Genomic DNA, 16,209 nt, shown 5'->3' with positions numbered 1-16,209 from the left:
GTAATAACTTTTATATGTAATAATGTTGTTTGAGTTTATTCGTAACGGAGTGACCTAATGGGGTTCATACGGGCAGTTTTGAGGGTTTGCCCAATGACAATTCCTAATGAAATAACTGCCACTGTTACTACTGGCAATACAAAGAAAAGCCAACCAATATTTGTTCTGAAAGCATACCCTTCTAACCAAGATTGGGCAGCAAAATACACCAAAGGCAAACCAATAAAATTGGCCAATAGAATCAGCCATAAAAACTCCCGTGAAAGCATTTGTAAAATATCTGCAATGGAAGCCCCCAACACTTTTCTGATTCCTATTTCTTTTGTTCGCTGAACGGCTGTATACCCTACAAGACCAAAAAGACCAAGACAAGCAATGGCTATCGCCAACAATGAAAACAAGTTGAAAATCTTTCCAAATTGCTCGTCAGACTTATAAAGGTTATTGAATCGAGCGTCCATAAAACCATATTCAAAAACATCTTCTGGATAGAACTCATTGTAGGTTTGCTCAATATATGCTATTGTTTGCGACATATTATCGGCATTCACCCTGATTTGATAAGTGTCGCTATAGCCAAAGTAAATAGGTAGAATTAGCATAGGCTCGATGGACTCCTTGAGCGAGCGGTGATGAAAATCATCTGTTATGCCTACAATAGTCCACTCTTGTCCGAAGAACAATAGTTTTTTATTCACAGCCTCTTCCGCAGTTTTAAACCCTAAAACTTTTAATGCCTTCTCATTTATTATTGCGGCATCAATTAGCCTAGGATCTTCTTTATGATCTTCTGGTCGGAAAGGTCTTCCCGCTAAAAAATTGATTTGGTAAACATCAAAGAATCCATAGTTAGCTCCCAGCCGATTAAGCATATGTTCTTCCGTTTGCCCCAGCCTTCTCACATCAAAAACTCGTGGCATACGCCCTCCAAAAACATTCGAAGAGGTGCCTGCTTTTATGATATGTGCGTTTTGTTCAAGTTCATTTAGAAAGGCATTCATATGAGATACAATAGTTGTATCGAAATTCGCCAATGAAGGTCCTTCCACAGTTATTACCTGCTCCATATTTACTCCCAAATCCTGACTTTTCATGAATTGTGTTTGCTTCATCACCAGATAAGTACCTGCAATCAAGGCTGTGGAAAGAATAAATTGAAAAGTGACTAAGGACTTTCTCAGAATCCGCCCCTGCGTACTTTTTCCATACTCTCCTTTTAGAGTTTCGGATGGTTTAATCCCAGAGAGTACAAAGGCTGGATAAATGCCCGAGCCTAGTGCACCAAGTAATAGAACTAGGATCATCCAAAAAATCATAGAAAGTGATCCAATCTCCATGGTTGCAAACTCCAGCAAAGACAGCCTTTCTCCGATCAAATTATTGAATGGGATTTGAAAGACTTGAATAAGGGTAATGCCCAATACGAAAGCCAATAAATTGAGCATGATGGATTCAGTAAGGTACTGTCTGATGAGTTGAGGTCGGCTTGCACCCACTACCTTTCTTACCCCCACTTCCTTAGCTCTTTGCAACGATTTAGAAGTAGTCAAATTCACGTAATTCACCCAAGCCATAATCATAATAAAGCCCGCAATGATGATAAGAATCCACATCATCCTTCCATCGGATGTCTGATGAATTTCATACTCATAATCTGAATACAGGTGGACATCTGACAATGGTTGGAGGTGAAATTTCTCTACCGTTTGGGTTCCTTCACCGCCCCTCAAGTACTTCTCTGAGAAAGAAACGAACTTCTCTTGAAATCTCCTGTAGTCAACATTCTTGGACAGTTCTACATAATGGTAATAGTCAGAATTAGTCCAACTAAAGCGGGCAGATTCGCCCCAAAGACTAAAAAGTGTTACTCTCGAAAGAAGTGCTTCATATTGAAGACTTGAATTAGCTGGAGGGTCCGCAACAATTCCAGAAAGCTGCCATTTAGACCTCTGTGAACCCATCTCTAAAACAGTACCCAAGTAGCTCGTCCAATTGGCATTCGAAGTTTGAAATATCTTCTCTGCCATCGACTCTGTCAAAATAATCTGGTAATTCTCACTCACCATTGTCTCTGGATTTCCTGCCAACACCTCTACATCGAACATTTCGAAAAAAGAGGGCTCAACTAAAAATGATGAAGCTATTTTCGTAGGCTTATTATCATATAGGAATACATTTTCTACAAAGGGGTTTATAGTTGTATGATTCAGAATTTCTGGATAATCTTCTGCCATTTGCGGCCCAACGGCCGAGTAGGTAATCTGACCTCGCTGAAGTAATTGATCGCCTTCAAAACGCTCATTTATTACCCGATAAATTTGGTCAGATTTGCTATGATATTTATCGAAACTTAGCTGAAAAAAAGCATACTCTAAAATGAATATGGAAGCAGCTAGGCCAATAGAAAGACCTAAAATATTCACTACGGAAAGAGTCTTGTTCTTTCTTAATGACCTTAATGTTGTTTTAAAATAGTTTTTAAACATCGGTTTTGAGTTTATTCGTAGCGAAGAGAATCGATTGGGTTTGATAAGGTTGATTTAACCGAGTGAAAAGAAACAGTTAAGGCAACCACCAAAAGGCATATGCATGTGGAAAGCAAGAAGATATCGGCCGTAATAGAAGTGCTGTAGGCAAAGCCCGAAAGCCACTGCTCCATAAAATAATAGGATATCGGTAGCGATATGGCTGTACTCAATACAATCAACCAAATGGTTTGTCGGTTTAAAAGAATGAGTACATCAGAGAAACCAGCGCCCAATACTTTTCGAATACCAATCTCCTTGGTTCGATTGGCCATGTTTATCCCCGTTAGCCCAAAGAGCCCAATACAAGCGATAATAACCCCCAATACTGAAGCCACATTAATGATCTCTTTCCATTTTTGGCTGTCCTTGTAGCGGCTATTGAGGTAATCATTAAGAAAATTTACCTCAATTTCCCTTTCAGGAACAATCTTCTCTGAGGCAGCTTTAATGGCGGCAATCCCTGCTTCAGTTTTTCCTGGCCTGATTTTCACAAACAAATCTGAAAGACTATTGCTATTGGCAACATTGAAGCGAAATGGCCCAATGGATTTCTGAAGTGATTCAAAATGAAAATCGTTGACAACACCCTGAATGTCCTTTTGCACAAGATTATACATTGCCGTATCAGACTTATAAAGATCATAGAGCCTTTTGTTAATTATTGATCGATTTACTAATGCATCTACCCCCATCTCTTCACTAAAATATTCACCTTCCAAAAGAGGAATACTAAAGGTTTTAAAAAAGTCGAAATCTACTCTGGCGCTCTGCACCCAATATTGAATGTTGTTAATCACAATACCACCCCTGCTGGTTGAAGGAGTGAAAATTCCATTTACTCCAGTCACTGATTCAATTTCTGTATTCGAAGCTAACTCCTGTTTCATCAATTGAGTCTTTCCCCAAAGCCCACGCACATAAACAATCTGCTCTTTGTCAAATCCTAAGTCTTTGTCATTGATATAATTGAATTGACGTGTCATCATCAAGCCCATGGAAATAAAGAACAGGCAAAGCACAAATTGAAAAACCACCATAGACCTTATCAAAAGCGGTTTTATTTTGTAGGTAGTATTCCCCTTAAGGCCATTCACCACTTTAAATCGAGATAAAATCTGGGCCGGGTAAATTCCAGCCAAAAAAGCCAACACTAATGCAAAAAGAAGGCTGATACTTAGTATTTGAATATTCTCAGATAAGCTTAGCCCTATTGTTTTACCAGCTAATAAATTGAATTTCGGTAAAAGCAATTGCATCAATGTGAATCCACCGAGAACGGAAAATGCAGAAATAATCAGTGCTTCTAAATAGAATTGGACGTGTAAATGTGTTCCGCTTGCTCCCATCACTTTCCTTACGGACACTTCAAGCTGCCTGCTGCCCGAAGAAGCCACGTTAATAGAAAGGTAATTGATACAAGCGATTAGGAGGATGAGTAGCCCAATGCCAATGAGTACAATAGAATAAAGTGGAGAAGAACTCTTTCCATAACTTATGCTCGGGTCAAGGTATAAACCTTGGATATTCTTTAAGCCATACTGCACAACAGGATTGAATGCTGATAACTTAAGCATTTTGCGTTGACTGGAAATATCATCCGCAAATCTTTCAGTATAAATTTCACTTATCTTTTGGCTTACTATACTGGCATCTTCCGGATTATTAAGAAGTAGAAAGCATGAAATGGCATTGTAACGCCAGTCATCTGAATGCTCACTGTAATAGTAAGAATTCGCCAGGTTCAGTACTATATTGAATTCCAAAGAAGAATTTACTGGCTTTTCTATTACCCCAGAAATAAGGTAAATATTGGCTTCTCCTGTCCCACTCGAAAAAGTTTCACCGACAACGTCCACTCTTCCAAAAAGGGTCATGGCCATGTCATCTGTAATTATAGCACTTTTAATCTCCTTTAGTGCCGTACTTGATTCGCCATACAAAAAATTAAAACTAAAATGTTCAAAGAAGTCTGAATCAACATAGTTTACATACTCCGACAATTGCTTTTCATCCTTTTTGATACTTATAAAATTTCCTTCAACCCTAATTACCTTGTTAATTTCAGGTACACTTTCTTTTACAAGTTCCAAAAATGGAAGGTTATGAGAAATGCTCTTCTCAACTCCTTTGTCTGGTGTGGCATCAAACCAACCAGGCTCCAATTTTGGGTCGTCAGTTTTGAAATCTGTTTTATAGAGAAGAAACAGATTATCCCCGTTGGCATGAAAACCATCATAACTCAACTCATCTTTTACAAATACGAAAACCAGAAGGCCAATCATCACAGCGATGGACAGGCTCACGAAGTTTATAGCACTATATAACCTGCGTTTAGAAAGGTTTCTAAAGGACATTTTGATGTGGTTCCTGATCATCATCTCTTAGTTATTCATTTATATCTATCACTTCAAACCCTTAACGGACACATGAGACATTAGCCTATAACCATGCCGAATACACAACCCGCTAAAATATAACGACTTACAGAATTAAGTCTTCCGCTTATCATTTAATTCGTACCATTATGGAACAAATGAATGTATCACAATGATACATTTCTTACCTTTAACCTCCATCACAGAACCACAATAACCAATGTCAAAAATTGACGCCAAGATTCTAGTACTAGACGATGATCAAGGAGTGCTTTACACAGCCAATATGATCTTAAAGCAACACTTTCAAACTGTAATTACAGAGAAAGACCCTGCCAAATTGGACTTTCTACTTAACCAGCACGAATATGATGTAATTGTATTGGACATGAATTTCTCCTATGGTTTGACCGGAGGAAAAGAAGGAATCAAGCTTTTGAAAAGAGTTTTGGAGAAGGATCCTAAAGCGCATGTACTGATGAATACTGCCTATGGCGATATTGACATTGCAGTGGAAGCCATGAAAGAAGGGGCTGTTGATTTCTTGGTAAAACCTTGGCAGAAAGAAAAGTTATTAGCGACTGTTCAAGCCATTTATGAATTGAGCAAGAGCCGTAAAGAAGTTGAAGAATTAAAGTCGAGTCAGAAAATTCTGATGAAGGATCAGCAGAAAGAATTTAGCGATATCATTTCTGTAAGCCCTGCCATGAAACCTATTTTTCATACCATCGAAAAAGTGGCTCAAACAGATGCTAACGTGCTTATTTTGGGTGAAAACGGTACGGGCAAAGAACTTATCGCCAGAGAGATTCACAACCAATCGAAACGCGCTAATGAGAATTTCATTAAAGTAGATTTGGGCGCCATATCTTCCTCACTTTTTGAATCTGAGTTGTTTGGCCATGTAAAAGGCGCCTTTACCGATGCGCGAGAAGATCGACCGGGAAGGTTTGAGTTGGCCACTAACGGAACGCTCTTCTTAGATGAGATTGGAAACCTATCCTTGCCTTTACAAGCAAAACTACTCACGGCCCTTCAGTTCAAACAAATTAGTCGAGTTGGGTCTAATAAAGTAATTCCCTTAAACATTCGTTTGGTTTGCGCTACGAATATGCCGCTTTACGAAATGGTGAAGCACAATGAGTTCAGACAGGACTTACTGTATAGAATAAATACGGTGGAAATTAAGCTTCCTCCTTTAAGAGAAAGAAAAGAAGATATTGCTCCTTTGGCCAAACATTTTCTGACTGTTTATGCCAAAAAGTATCAGAAGGAAAAAATGCGATTGAATGAAACCACATTGAATAAACTTCTTGGATACAGCTGGCCAGGCAATGTTCGCGAACTTCAACACGCCATTGAGAGGGCTGTAATTATGGCCAATTCTCCCCTTTTAGCCCCTGAGGATTTCCTTTTAAAAGATGATAGCGTTAATACTAACCAACCAGAATCATTAAATATTGAGGTGATGGAAAAAATGGCCATTCAAAATGCAGTGCGTAAAGCGGGAGGAAATTTAACCCAAGCAGCAAAAGAATTAGGCTTCGGTCGAAGTACGCTATATAGAAAAATGACCAAGTACGGACTCTGATAATCAATATAAATAGATTAGATTCACCTCAATTTTAATAAACCTAAACATTAAGTCACTTACTCTTCTCGTTAGAATTTGATTAAAGAAAACATATTCAACATACTTATTTACAGACTGTTGAATAATACATGAATCTAACTGAGATGTGTCTGTTATTCAGAAATATGCGTATTCTTCTAATTTTAATCTGTCTGATTGGAATTCGCTCCCATAGCATGGGGCAGCGAAGCTTGGAAGAAATACACGACAGAATTAAAGACAATCAGTTAGCGGATGAAAACTATAAGTGGAAACATTTCGGTACACTCAACTTCGAAGTAGCAGGCACTCAAAACTCCGGTGATTATAGGCTGAACATAGAAGCTGGAACTACGGTAAGAATGTATTTACTGGCCAAAACAGACTGTATTACTTATTTTGACGTACGCGACCCAGAAACACGTTACGTTTTTGGCTCAAGCGACAAAAACAGTCTAGAAACCGAAATAGATGGTTTTAAAGCTACCACAGTGCTCTACACTTATGAAAAAGACGCCACTATGGTTATCCGATTTGGAGTGCGATGGGGCTGTTCAAAAATGCTTCGAACCAAACTAAAACTGCTCGTTTTTTACCAAGTAAAAGAAGTTGAATGAGATATAAGTACTTTCGATTAAACGTAGTACTGCGTATTTTAGCCCTACTCGTTCTGGGTTATTCTGGCTTCTATATTCTTACCCAAACTCATTTCTGGCTGGTTTCCTTCTGGCTTTTTCTAGCGCTTGTCATTGTCCTCATTAGCCTTATTCGCTATGTAGAGCGCTCCAGACGGGATTTAACTTACTTTCTCCTGTCCATCAAACAGAATGATTTTAGTAATTCATTTCCCTATGAAAAAACCGATGAACTGAATTTTGCTTTTCATGAAATCAATCAGGTAATGAAAAACCTTAGAAATGAAAAGGCATCGAATTACCTCTATTTGCAAACGGTGGTGGAACATGTTCGGGTGGCAGTGCTTTGTTTCGATGAAGACGATAAGGTGACCCTGTCAAACAAAGCTGCAAAGGAGCTTTTCCAGAAAGACCATATCAGTTCGATTGCTTCTTTGGCAAAAGTATCTGAAGAAGTTGCGAGCAAAGTTGAGCAACTTAAATCGGGCGAAAGAGAATTGGTAAAAGTTAAGGTTGGAGGAACGCTGCTCAACCTTTCTGTACAAGTCACCACGTTCAAACTTCAGGACAAAGACTACAAACTCGTGTCCTTCCAAGACATTAAGAGCGAACTGGAAGAAAAGGAAATAGAATCGTGGCAACGCCTAATTCGTGTACTCACCCATGAAATCAAGAACTCTGTAATCCCTATTTCAACGCTTTCAGAAGTAATTCTTCAGGTATTTAAAACAGAGGTACAAGCCAAGAACAGCAGCCAAACCGAGGCAGAAGCTTATCAGGATATTGTGGGCGGACTGGAAACCATTGAAGCTAGAAGCAAGGGCTTGGCCCATTTTGTAAATACTTACGATCAGCTCACTAAAGTATCAAAACCTGAGTTCAGCACAGTGCAGCTTCTCCCCTTGGTCAATCGCATTGAAAACTTATTTAAACCCGACTTAGAAGCAGCTAATATCGACTTTAAAGTAAAGGTAGATCCAACCCTTGAAGTCAATGCCGATGCGAACCTTTTAGATCAAGTGCTGATCAATCTGGTGAAAAACGCCATTGAAGCGATTAAGGATCAACCTTATAAATCTATTCAATTGAGCACTCGCCTTGAACAGGATAAAGTGATTCTGTCTGTTCGAGATAATGGCCCAGGAATTCCAGATGAGGTTTTAGATAATATTTTTGTACCCTTCTACACCACAAAGCAAAGCGGTTCCGGCATTGGCCTTTCTCTTTCTCGTCAGATTATGGGGCTACACAAGGGCAGTATTGCAGTTAAATCGAGCAGCGAAGGAACTAGTTTTGAGTTAATTTTTTGAGACTGGATTGATACTTGTCAACCTATTTCAGGACGAGACATAGTTCATCATCTTTAGAGTATCTACGACCTAACTCAAGCAAACATCCACCAACCATTACAACCGTAAAAGTATCCCCTCTTAAAGGAAGGTCAGGGAGGTGAGTAATCCCAAAATCACTGAGGCATAAAAAAAGCAACCGTTTTCACAGTTGCCCTTTACAATTATAAACCAAAAATGATTCTTATTTTCCTTGAATCTGCTTAGCTACGGCTTGGACTTCGTCTAAAACGCGAAGTAAGTTTCCGCTCCAAAGCATTCCGATTTGCTCTTCGGTATAACCTCTGCGCACTAGCTCTAATGTCACATTGAAGGTTTCGGAAGCATCGCTCCATCCTTCAACTCCACCACCACCATCAAAATCAGAACTGATTCCAACGTGCTCTAAACCAATTTTATTTACCAAGTAATCAATGTGGTCAACAAAGTCAACAACATCTACTGGGGGAGCTTCAGCATTTATGGCTTCAGTTATTTCCGCACTATGCTTTTCTTGGAAAGCTCTGTAAGCCTCTAAGTAATCAGACTGGGCGCCTCCGGTCATTGCTCTAAACATACCTCCCGGCTTAATCTCAAAGTTCTCTCTCTCAGCTATTCTTGCATTCACTTCATTAGATTTCTGTCTATTAGCGCTATTTTTATCTGTATTTAAGTAGCTTCTAAAGGCTACTGTTTGAACAACACCACCATTTTCTTTCAACATCATCAATTGTTCATCGTCAAGGTTACGACTTACATCGTTCAATGCACGTGCAGACGAGTGCGAAGCAATTACTGGTGCTTTTGAAAGCTTCATCATTTCCATATTCGCGGCCTTTGAAGGGTGCGAAATGTCAATCATGATTCCCCATTTGTTCATTTCTGCAATTACTTCACGGCCTAAATCGCTCAAGCCATTGTGTAACCAAACGCTATCGCGCTCCCCTGTATTCGAGTCGCTCAATTGGCTATGTCCATTATGCGATAAAGACATATAGCGTGCACCTCTGTCGTAGAATTCTTTTACTCTAGAAATGTCGGTTCCAATTGGGTAACCATTCTCAATACCTATCATGGCTACTTTTCTTCCAGAAGCTACAATGCTTCTTACATCGTCAGAAGTAAGGGCCAAACCAATTCTATCTGGCGCAATTTCTTCTGTTAGCCTGTGAATTGCATTAAACTTATCATCAGCATTCTCATATGCTTTAGCGTAACCTTCTTCCGTCAATTCTCCTTGGCCAGTGTAAACGATGAACCAAGCTACATCCAGTCCTCCTTCTTCCATTTTAGGAAGGTTTACTTGAGTTGAAAGTCTTTGTGTATAGTTCCTTTCAGCGGTAAAATTCGAAGTATTGATGTCATCATGCGTATCAAGGGTAATCACTCGCTCGTGAATTCCTTTCGCATATTCTGTTAGTTCGGCTTCGGTCATATCTCCTACCTCTTTTTGTTTAGGCTCACACGCAACGAGGACAAAAAATGCTGCGAGGAGTAATGGTTTCCATTGTTTTTTCATAATTGATTTTTAAGGTCTAGTACTAAACTAGATGATTTCTTTTGGTCTGTGAAGCAAAATGATTTGAGTGGCAGAAGACTAACAAATTTCGGTGAGATTAGTCTTTCTAAATGGTTTGGGAAATGGGCTCTCTACTTTCTTAATAGGTTCGCAGCTAGACGCAACGACCAGTTGAGAGACGCTCATATCTTGATACTATCTTAATAAAGTGTATTTTTATTAAGTTGAGATATGGAAAGAATCAGGGAGTATTAAGACGAAGGACGCTCATATCTTAAAGTTCTTTGGATTTTTTAGGTTAGCTCTGAAGCTAACAACTTCAATATAACCTTCATTAATACGGTAGTAAATGCTAGTCTGCTTGCTTAAGACACATTTCCTGAGGTCTGCTTGCCTCTTGGAGGCACGATATATTTCTGGTTTCTGAGAGATTGAATCAAGTACTTTTTCGATCCTCTCATAAACTTCTTGTGCTGTTGTCCTGCCAAATTTTTGGACAATGTATTCTAGCAATTCAATTTGCTCATGTCTAGCACAGAGAGAATAGCGGACTTGCAATGCCAAAACTAGAATTTAAAGCGGTCTTTGATCTCTTCACGGACAGATTGGTGGGAAACATGCTGTCCTTTGTCCAACTGGATTAGACCTTCGTTAATAGCAGCCTTATCTTCTGCGCTCAGTTCTTCCCAAAAATCAGTCTCTTCCTCTATGTTCAAAAGCGATTTAACGGCATTCAAAACATTGTCATCTGTGCTGTTGATGATTTCTGATATCATTCTGTATTTCACTGATATGTCCATACCCAACTATTTCTGTTCGTTTTAAAGTTAACGATTTATACAATTATTGTTGCGGGTTTTGGGTCGATATTCATTCAAACTAAAAAAACCAGCCTTCCCTATATTCGGGAAAACTGGTTTTGATATTTTCTTTTAATAAGAGAAGTCTATTTACTCAAATATGCTCGCAAGCTTGTTTTGGAGTGCTCTACCTCTTAGGTTTTTCCCAATTACGCGGCCTTCAGGATCTAAAAGCAATGCAAAAGGAATCGCATTCACTTTGTAGGTCATAGCAGCTTCTGACTGAAAATACTTAAGGTCAGAAACGTGCGTAGGCCATACTAAACCATCTTCGGCAATGGCAGACAACCATTTATCTCTGGTTCTATCTAAGGATACACTAAACACCTCAAATCCATCTTTGTTGTACTTGTTGTACATGGCCACCACATTTGGGTTTTCCTTGCGGCAAGGGCCACACCAGCCTGCCCAGAAATCGAGCAAAACATACTTTCCTCTTAAATCAGAAAGACTCATGATTGTTCCATCAGGGTTAGGTAATGAAATATCTGGCGCAACATCACCCATTTGTACTGCGGGTTTAAAGTAAGCCAAGTTATTCACAAACATTTCCACCTGACTTGAGCCTGGCAATTCTTTCTGCAATTTCTGCCCAAGACTATCTAAAAATTTATACTCTTCTGATTTGTCTGGAAAATAATCCGTAACCATTAAAGGCACAATTGAACCATCCATTTCCCAAGCCATGGCCTTCAGTTTTTTCACTTTTCCGGCTTCTAAAGCGGTTCCTTCTTCAACAAGCTCTTCCATTTTAAGGTTATCACCCGACTGTTGTGCTTTGCTGTAACGCTCGTTAAAGTCACGTACTACGTAAGAATACTGCTCCATATAATCCTGTACTTGAGCTAGATGTTTCAGGTCTTCTGAACCTTTAGCTTCAATCATCTGTCCGCCTTGGCCATCGGCAGTAATGGTAATATCTTCTTTATCCAACACTAGAATTTCAAATTGCTGGCCATATACATTAATGCGGTAAAAACCTGGCTCAGTTACTTCGGTTTCTATTTCGAAATTTCCGTCAGTATCTGCATTAACAGTTTTTACAGGCACCACTTGACCAACTTCAAACTTTTCTAAAATGATTTCTCCTTGCGGAATCGGGTTTTTAATCACACCCGATACTTTTACAGTTCCATCATTTTTGGAAGCCGAACAAGCACTTATGATCAATAATACCAATACAATCGCAATATTTTTCTTCAATGTCATACTTATGAAAGTTCCTTTTCTAACAATTGTTTCAACTTTTTAGGATCTGCTTTGCCCCCACTTTTCTTCATTACTTCGCCCATGAATAACCCAAGTAAACCCTTTTTACCACTTTGGTAGGCTTTCACCTTGTCGGGCAAAGATAGTAAGACTTCTTTGATCAAGTCTAACAGCTCATCACTATCAGCCACCATCAACAAATCAAGCGACTGCGCTAGTTCCAAGGCTGTGGTTTCTTCTTCCAAAAGACGCGGCAATATACGCTGTGAGGCTATTGAAAAACTTACTTGGTTACTTTCCACCAAATTAATCAAGCCACTAAGTCGCTCAACCGTCAAATGGGTTTGGGAAAGTTCAATACCTTTTTCGTTCAATAAGCCTTTTATTGGGCCATTCATCCAGTTGGCAGCCGCTTTATACGCTGAATTTCCATTGCATAACGCGTCAAAGTAATAAGCGGTTTCGGCTTCTTCTGTAAGCAAAAGCACATCGTATGCAGCCAATCCATAAACTTCTGTAAACTTTCTTCTAAGTGCCGAAGGAAGCACTGGCATGTCTGAGGTAATTTCATCCAGAATCTCCTGAGTGACAATCGCTGGAGCCAAATCTGGGCATGGAAAATAACGATAATCGTTCATGGTTTCCTTAAAACGCATTCCAGCTGTCGTTCCTGTTACTGGGTCGAAGGTTCTGGTTTCTACTGCAATGGTTTCACCTGTTAAAGCCATTTCCAATTGCCTTTCAAGCTCATGGTCAATGGCTCGCTTTACGTTACTGATGGAGTTCATATTTTTGACCTCCACTTTGTTTCCGAACTCCTTGGCATCGATCGGCATAATGGAAATGTTGGCATCGCAGCGCAATTCGCCATCTTCCATATTTCCTGAACTGATGTTGAGATAACGCACTAAACGTCTGATTTCCTGAAGACAAGCCGCAGCCTCCTCAGAAAGGCTCATATCTGGGTCGGTTACGATTTCAATCAGTGGAGTGCCCGCCCTGTTCAAGTCGATTAGCGTGTCTGGACCTTCATCATGAATAGATTTCCCCGCATCATCTTCCAAATGAATGTGGTGCAATTGCACGAATGGCTTTTCTAATTGTTCTCCAAACAACTCAATCTTCCCTCCTACGCAAATTGGTGTTTTGTCTTGGGTGGTTTGAAAACCCTTCGGGGAATCTGGGTAGAAATAATGTTTTCGGGCGAAGTGATTTACTTCGGTAATTTGAGATTGACAAGCCAATCCCATCTTAATCGTCTTTTCTAAAACGGCCTCATTCAACACAGGCAAAGTACCCGGATGCGCCAAAGAAACCACACTTACATGGGTGTTGGGTTCAGCACCAAAGTCATTTGGGTCGGAAGAAAAAATCTTCGATTCAGTATTCAACTGAACATGAACCTCAAGCCCTATAACCGACTTATAACCTGATTGATATAGTTTTTCTTGGATACTACTCAAGACCGGCAAGTTTTGCTTTGGCTTCGGTAATTACCTGATCCAAACCAGACAAGTCTTTTCCACCAGCAGTTGCAAAGAAAGGCTGACCACCCCCTCCACCTTTGATGGCTTTGGCCAAATCTCTGATCATTACACCAGCATTCAAGCCTTTTTCATTTACCACATTGTCGGAAAGTACAATCGCAATTTGCGGACTTCCACCCACATTAGCCGCCAAAACAGCAAATAGGTTATCTACTTCGTTTCTTAGCTCGAAAGAGATTTTTTTCAAGGCATCTGCATTCGGAACCGTGATTTTTTCAATAATCACATTCAGCCCCTTTTCGGCCATTATCTTCTTCACCAACTCCTCTTTCAGTTGACCAGATTGCTTGGCATGTAAAGTTTCCAATTCCTTGTTCAGCTTTTGCCTTTCTTCCATGAGAGAAGAAATGGCCTTGGCCACATCTTTCGGGCTTTTCAGCATCTCCTTGATTTCCTTTAGCAACTTATCTTGCTCCTGAACCAAATCGAAAGCCTTAGGGCCAGATACCGCTTCAATTCTACGCACACCTGCCGCTACGGCTCCTTCCGAAGTAATTTTAAACATGCCTATTTGGCCTGTTGCGGCCACGTGAGTTCCTCCGCAGAGTTCAACAGAATAACTTGGGTCGAAAGTGATGACACGAACAAACTCACCGTATTTCTCTCCGAAAAGGGCCGTTGCGCCCAATTTCTTAGCTTCTTCAATCGGTACGTTCCTTTGCTCGTTCAACTTGATATTCTGACGAATATGGTCGTTTACAATTCTTTCAATCTCTTCGATTTGTTCAGGTTCTACTTTCGCAAAATGCGAGAAATCGAAGCGCAATATCTTATCTGAAACCAAAGATCCTTTTTGCTGCACGTGATCGCCAAGTACTTGACGCAAAGCAGAATGCAATAAGTGAGTGGCAGAGTGATTGTTCTTTATCAATTCTCTTCTTGAAGCATCGATAACAGCTTCAAACTCAGCTTGAGGTTGAGTTGGAATACGGTCTACAAAGTGAACAATCAGGTCGTTTTCTTTCTGTGTATCTAACACTTTAATGGTTTCGGTCTCATTCTTCAACACTCCCTTGTCTCCTACTTGTCCACCGCTTTCACCATAAAAAGGCGTTTGGTCTAGCACCAACTGATATACCGTCCCTTTCTTTTCTTTGATTTCTCGGTATTTGATGATGTTGGTTTTTACGGCTACTTCATCGTAGCCTACAAACTCAGAGGTTTCTTCTTCCGACACTTGAATCCAATCGCCCTTTACTTGAGCTGCATCTGCTTTTGAACGTTGCTTTTGCACCGCCATAGCTTCTGTAAAGCCTTTCTCGTCAATACTCAAGCCGTTTTCCCTTGCAATCAAGCCTGTTAAATCTACAGGAAACCCGAAAGTATCGTACAGTTCAAAAACTATTCTGCCGTCAATGACATCAGCACCTTCAGCCTTCATGTTGGCCTGAACTTGATCTAATCGTTTAAGGCCGTTTTCAAGCGTTCTGAGAAACGAAGCCTCTTCTTCTTTAATCACCTTAGCAATAAATTCCTGTTGACTTACAAGTTCATCGAAAACACCAGTGAACTGCTCTGCCAAAATTGGCAACAAGCCGTATAAGAAAGGCTCTTTAAAATTGAGGAAAGTGTAACCGTAACGCACAGCCCTTCTCAAGATCCTTCGGATCACATATCCAGCCTTGTTGTTTGAAGGCAACTGACCATCGGCAATAGCAAAGGAAATTGCGCGAATATGGTCTACGATTACCCTAATGGCAATGTCTGTTTTTTCAGAAGTGCCATATGCAATTCCAGATTGCTTAGCGATATAATCGATCAGTGGCGTAAATACGTCAGTATCATAGGTAGACTCCTTCTGCTGCAAAGCCATTGAAAGACGCTCAAAGCCCATTCCAGTGTCGATATGCTGTGCAGGAAGGCTTTCTAAATGTCCATCAGCCTTTCTATCGTATTGCATAAAAACCAAGTTCCAAATTTCCACCACTTGTGGATGGTCATTGTTTACAAGGTCTTTTCCAGGTGTTTTAGCAATTTCTTCTTCTGATCTAAGGTCGATATGAATTTCGGAACAAGGCCCACAAGGCCCTGTATCTCCCATTTCCCAGAAGTTATCTTTCTTATTTCCACCCAAAATGCGGGCTTCATCTATGTATTGCTTCCATAAATCGAATGCTTCTTGGTCAAAATCAAGGTCTTCAGACTTATCACCTTCAAAGACAGTAACGTACAATCTGTCTTTTGGCAGACTGTAAACTTCGGTCAATAATTCCCAAGCCCAAGTAATGGCATCCTTCTTAAAATAATCTCCAAACGACCAGTTCCCCAGCATTTCGAACATGGTGTGGTGATAGGTATCAATTCCTACCTCCTCTAAATCGTTGTGTTTTCCAGATACACGCAAACACTTCTGACTATTGGCCGCACGGTTATAATCAGCCTTTGAGTTGCCTAAGAAAAGGTCCTTGAACTGATTCATCCCCGCGTTGGTAAACATCAAGGTTGGATCATTTTTGATTACCAAAGGTGCTGAAGGCACAAATTGGTGTGATTTTGACTTAAAAAATTCGATAAATTTCGATCTAATTTCTTTGGATTGCATCTCAGATGAATTATTTGCGTTTAAGCTAAAGCTTAATTTTGTACCTTTGAAGGA

General features: G+C 40.0%; 11 protein-coding genes. 3 read left to right on the top strand and 8 right to left on the bottom strand.

Annotation, left to right across the window (positions count from 1 at the left end):
• Window positions 1-35: 35 nt before the first annotated feature.
• Together MB14_RS11815 and MB14_RS11810 are read right to left on the bottom strand one after the other, a co-directional pair.
• Entirely contained in the window at window positions 36-2,486 is a 2,451-nt protein-coding gene (locus tag MB14_RS11815) for an ABC transporter permease (RefSeq protein ID WP_062591818.1), read from the bottom strand.
• An 11-nt stretch (window positions 2,487-2,497) separates the two neighbouring features.
• Window positions 2,498-4,906 carry an ABC transporter permease gene (locus tag MB14_RS11810; protein WP_084376054.1) on the bottom strand — a complete coding sequence of 803 codons (2,409 nt, stop codon included), beginning with the start codon at window positions 4,904-4,906 and terminating at the stop codon, window positions 2,498-2,500.
• Between the two features lie 217 nt (window positions 4,907-5,123).
• Between MB14_RS11810 and MB14_RS11805 the strand changes: the two genes are divergently transcribed.
• The 3 genes from MB14_RS11805 to MB14_RS11795 all read left to right on the top strand — a co-directional run bounded on the left by MB14_RS11805 (window position 5,124) and on the right by MB14_RS11795 (window position 8,460).
• On the top strand, window positions 5,124-6,494 hold the full coding sequence (locus MB14_RS11805) for a sigma-54-dependent transcriptional regulator (protein ID WP_062591815.1): 1,371 nt from the start codon (window positions 5,124-5,126) through the stop codon (window positions 6,492-6,494).
• Window positions 6,495-6,712: 218 nt separating this feature from the next.
• A complete protein-coding gene (locus MB14_RS11800; protein ID WP_062591807.1) occupies window positions 6,713-7,132 on the top strand; it encodes a hypothetical protein in 420 nt (139 codons plus the stop codon).
• Window positions 7,129-8,460 (top strand): sensor histidine kinase, encoded by a 1,332-nt coding sequence (locus MB14_RS11795; protein ID WP_062591806.1) that lies wholly within the window; start codon window positions 7,129-7,131, stop codon window positions 8,458-8,460. The genes MB14_RS11800 and MB14_RS11795 overlap by 4 nt, the downstream gene beginning before the upstream one ends.
• Window positions 8,461-8,683: 223 nt before the next feature.
• On the opposite strand, the gene MB14_RS11790 is transcribed toward MB14_RS11795, so the two are convergent.
• The 6 genes from MB14_RS11790 to alaS form a co-directional block, all read right to left on the bottom strand.
• Window positions 8,684-9,997 (bottom strand): dipeptidase, encoded by a 1,314-nt coding sequence (locus MB14_RS11790; protein ID WP_062591805.1) that lies wholly within the window; start codon window positions 9,995-9,997, stop codon window positions 8,684-8,686.
• 267 nt (window positions 9,998-10,264) lie between these two features.
• A complete protein-coding gene (locus MB14_RS19235; protein WP_375596896.1) occupies window positions 10,265-10,555 on the bottom strand; it encodes a type II toxin-antitoxin system RelE/ParE family toxin in 291 nt (96 codons plus the stop codon).
• An 8-nt stretch (window positions 10,556-10,563) separates the two neighbouring features.
• Window positions 10,564-10,797: a hypothetical protein gene (locus MB14_RS11780; protein WP_062591799.1), complete on the bottom strand. Its 234-nt coding sequence runs from the start codon at window positions 10,795-10,797 to the stop codon at window positions 10,564-10,566.
• Window positions 10,798-10,947: 150 nt separating this feature from the next.
• A complete protein-coding gene (locus MB14_RS11775; RefSeq protein ID WP_062591798.1) occupies window positions 10,948-12,066 on the bottom strand; it encodes a peroxiredoxin family protein in 1,119 nt (372 codons plus the stop codon).
• Window positions 12,067-12,068: 2 nt separating this feature from the next.
• Window positions 12,069-13,529 carry an Asp-tRNA(Asn)/Glu-tRNA(Gln) amidotransferase subunit GatB gene (gene gatB / locus MB14_RS11770; RefSeq protein ID WP_246032580.1) on the bottom strand — a complete coding sequence of 487 codons (1,461 nt, stop codon included), beginning with the start codon at window positions 13,527-13,529 and terminating at the stop codon, window positions 12,069-12,071.
• Window positions 13,522-16,155, bottom strand: coding sequence for an alanine--tRNA ligase (gene alaS / locus MB14_RS11765; protein ID WP_062592734.1), 2,634 nt, complete (start codon window positions 16,153-16,155; stop codon window positions 13,522-13,524). The genes gatB and alaS overlap by 8 nt, the downstream gene beginning before the upstream one ends.
• Window positions 16,156-16,209: the final 54 nt, after the last annotated feature.

Source organism: Roseivirga ehrenbergii (assembly GCF_001593005.1).
GTDB lineage: Bacteria > Bacteroidota > Bacteroidia > Cytophagales > Cyclobacteriaceae > Roseivirga > Roseivirga ehrenbergii.
This window is presented reverse-complemented; position numbering and strand designations above follow the sequence as displayed.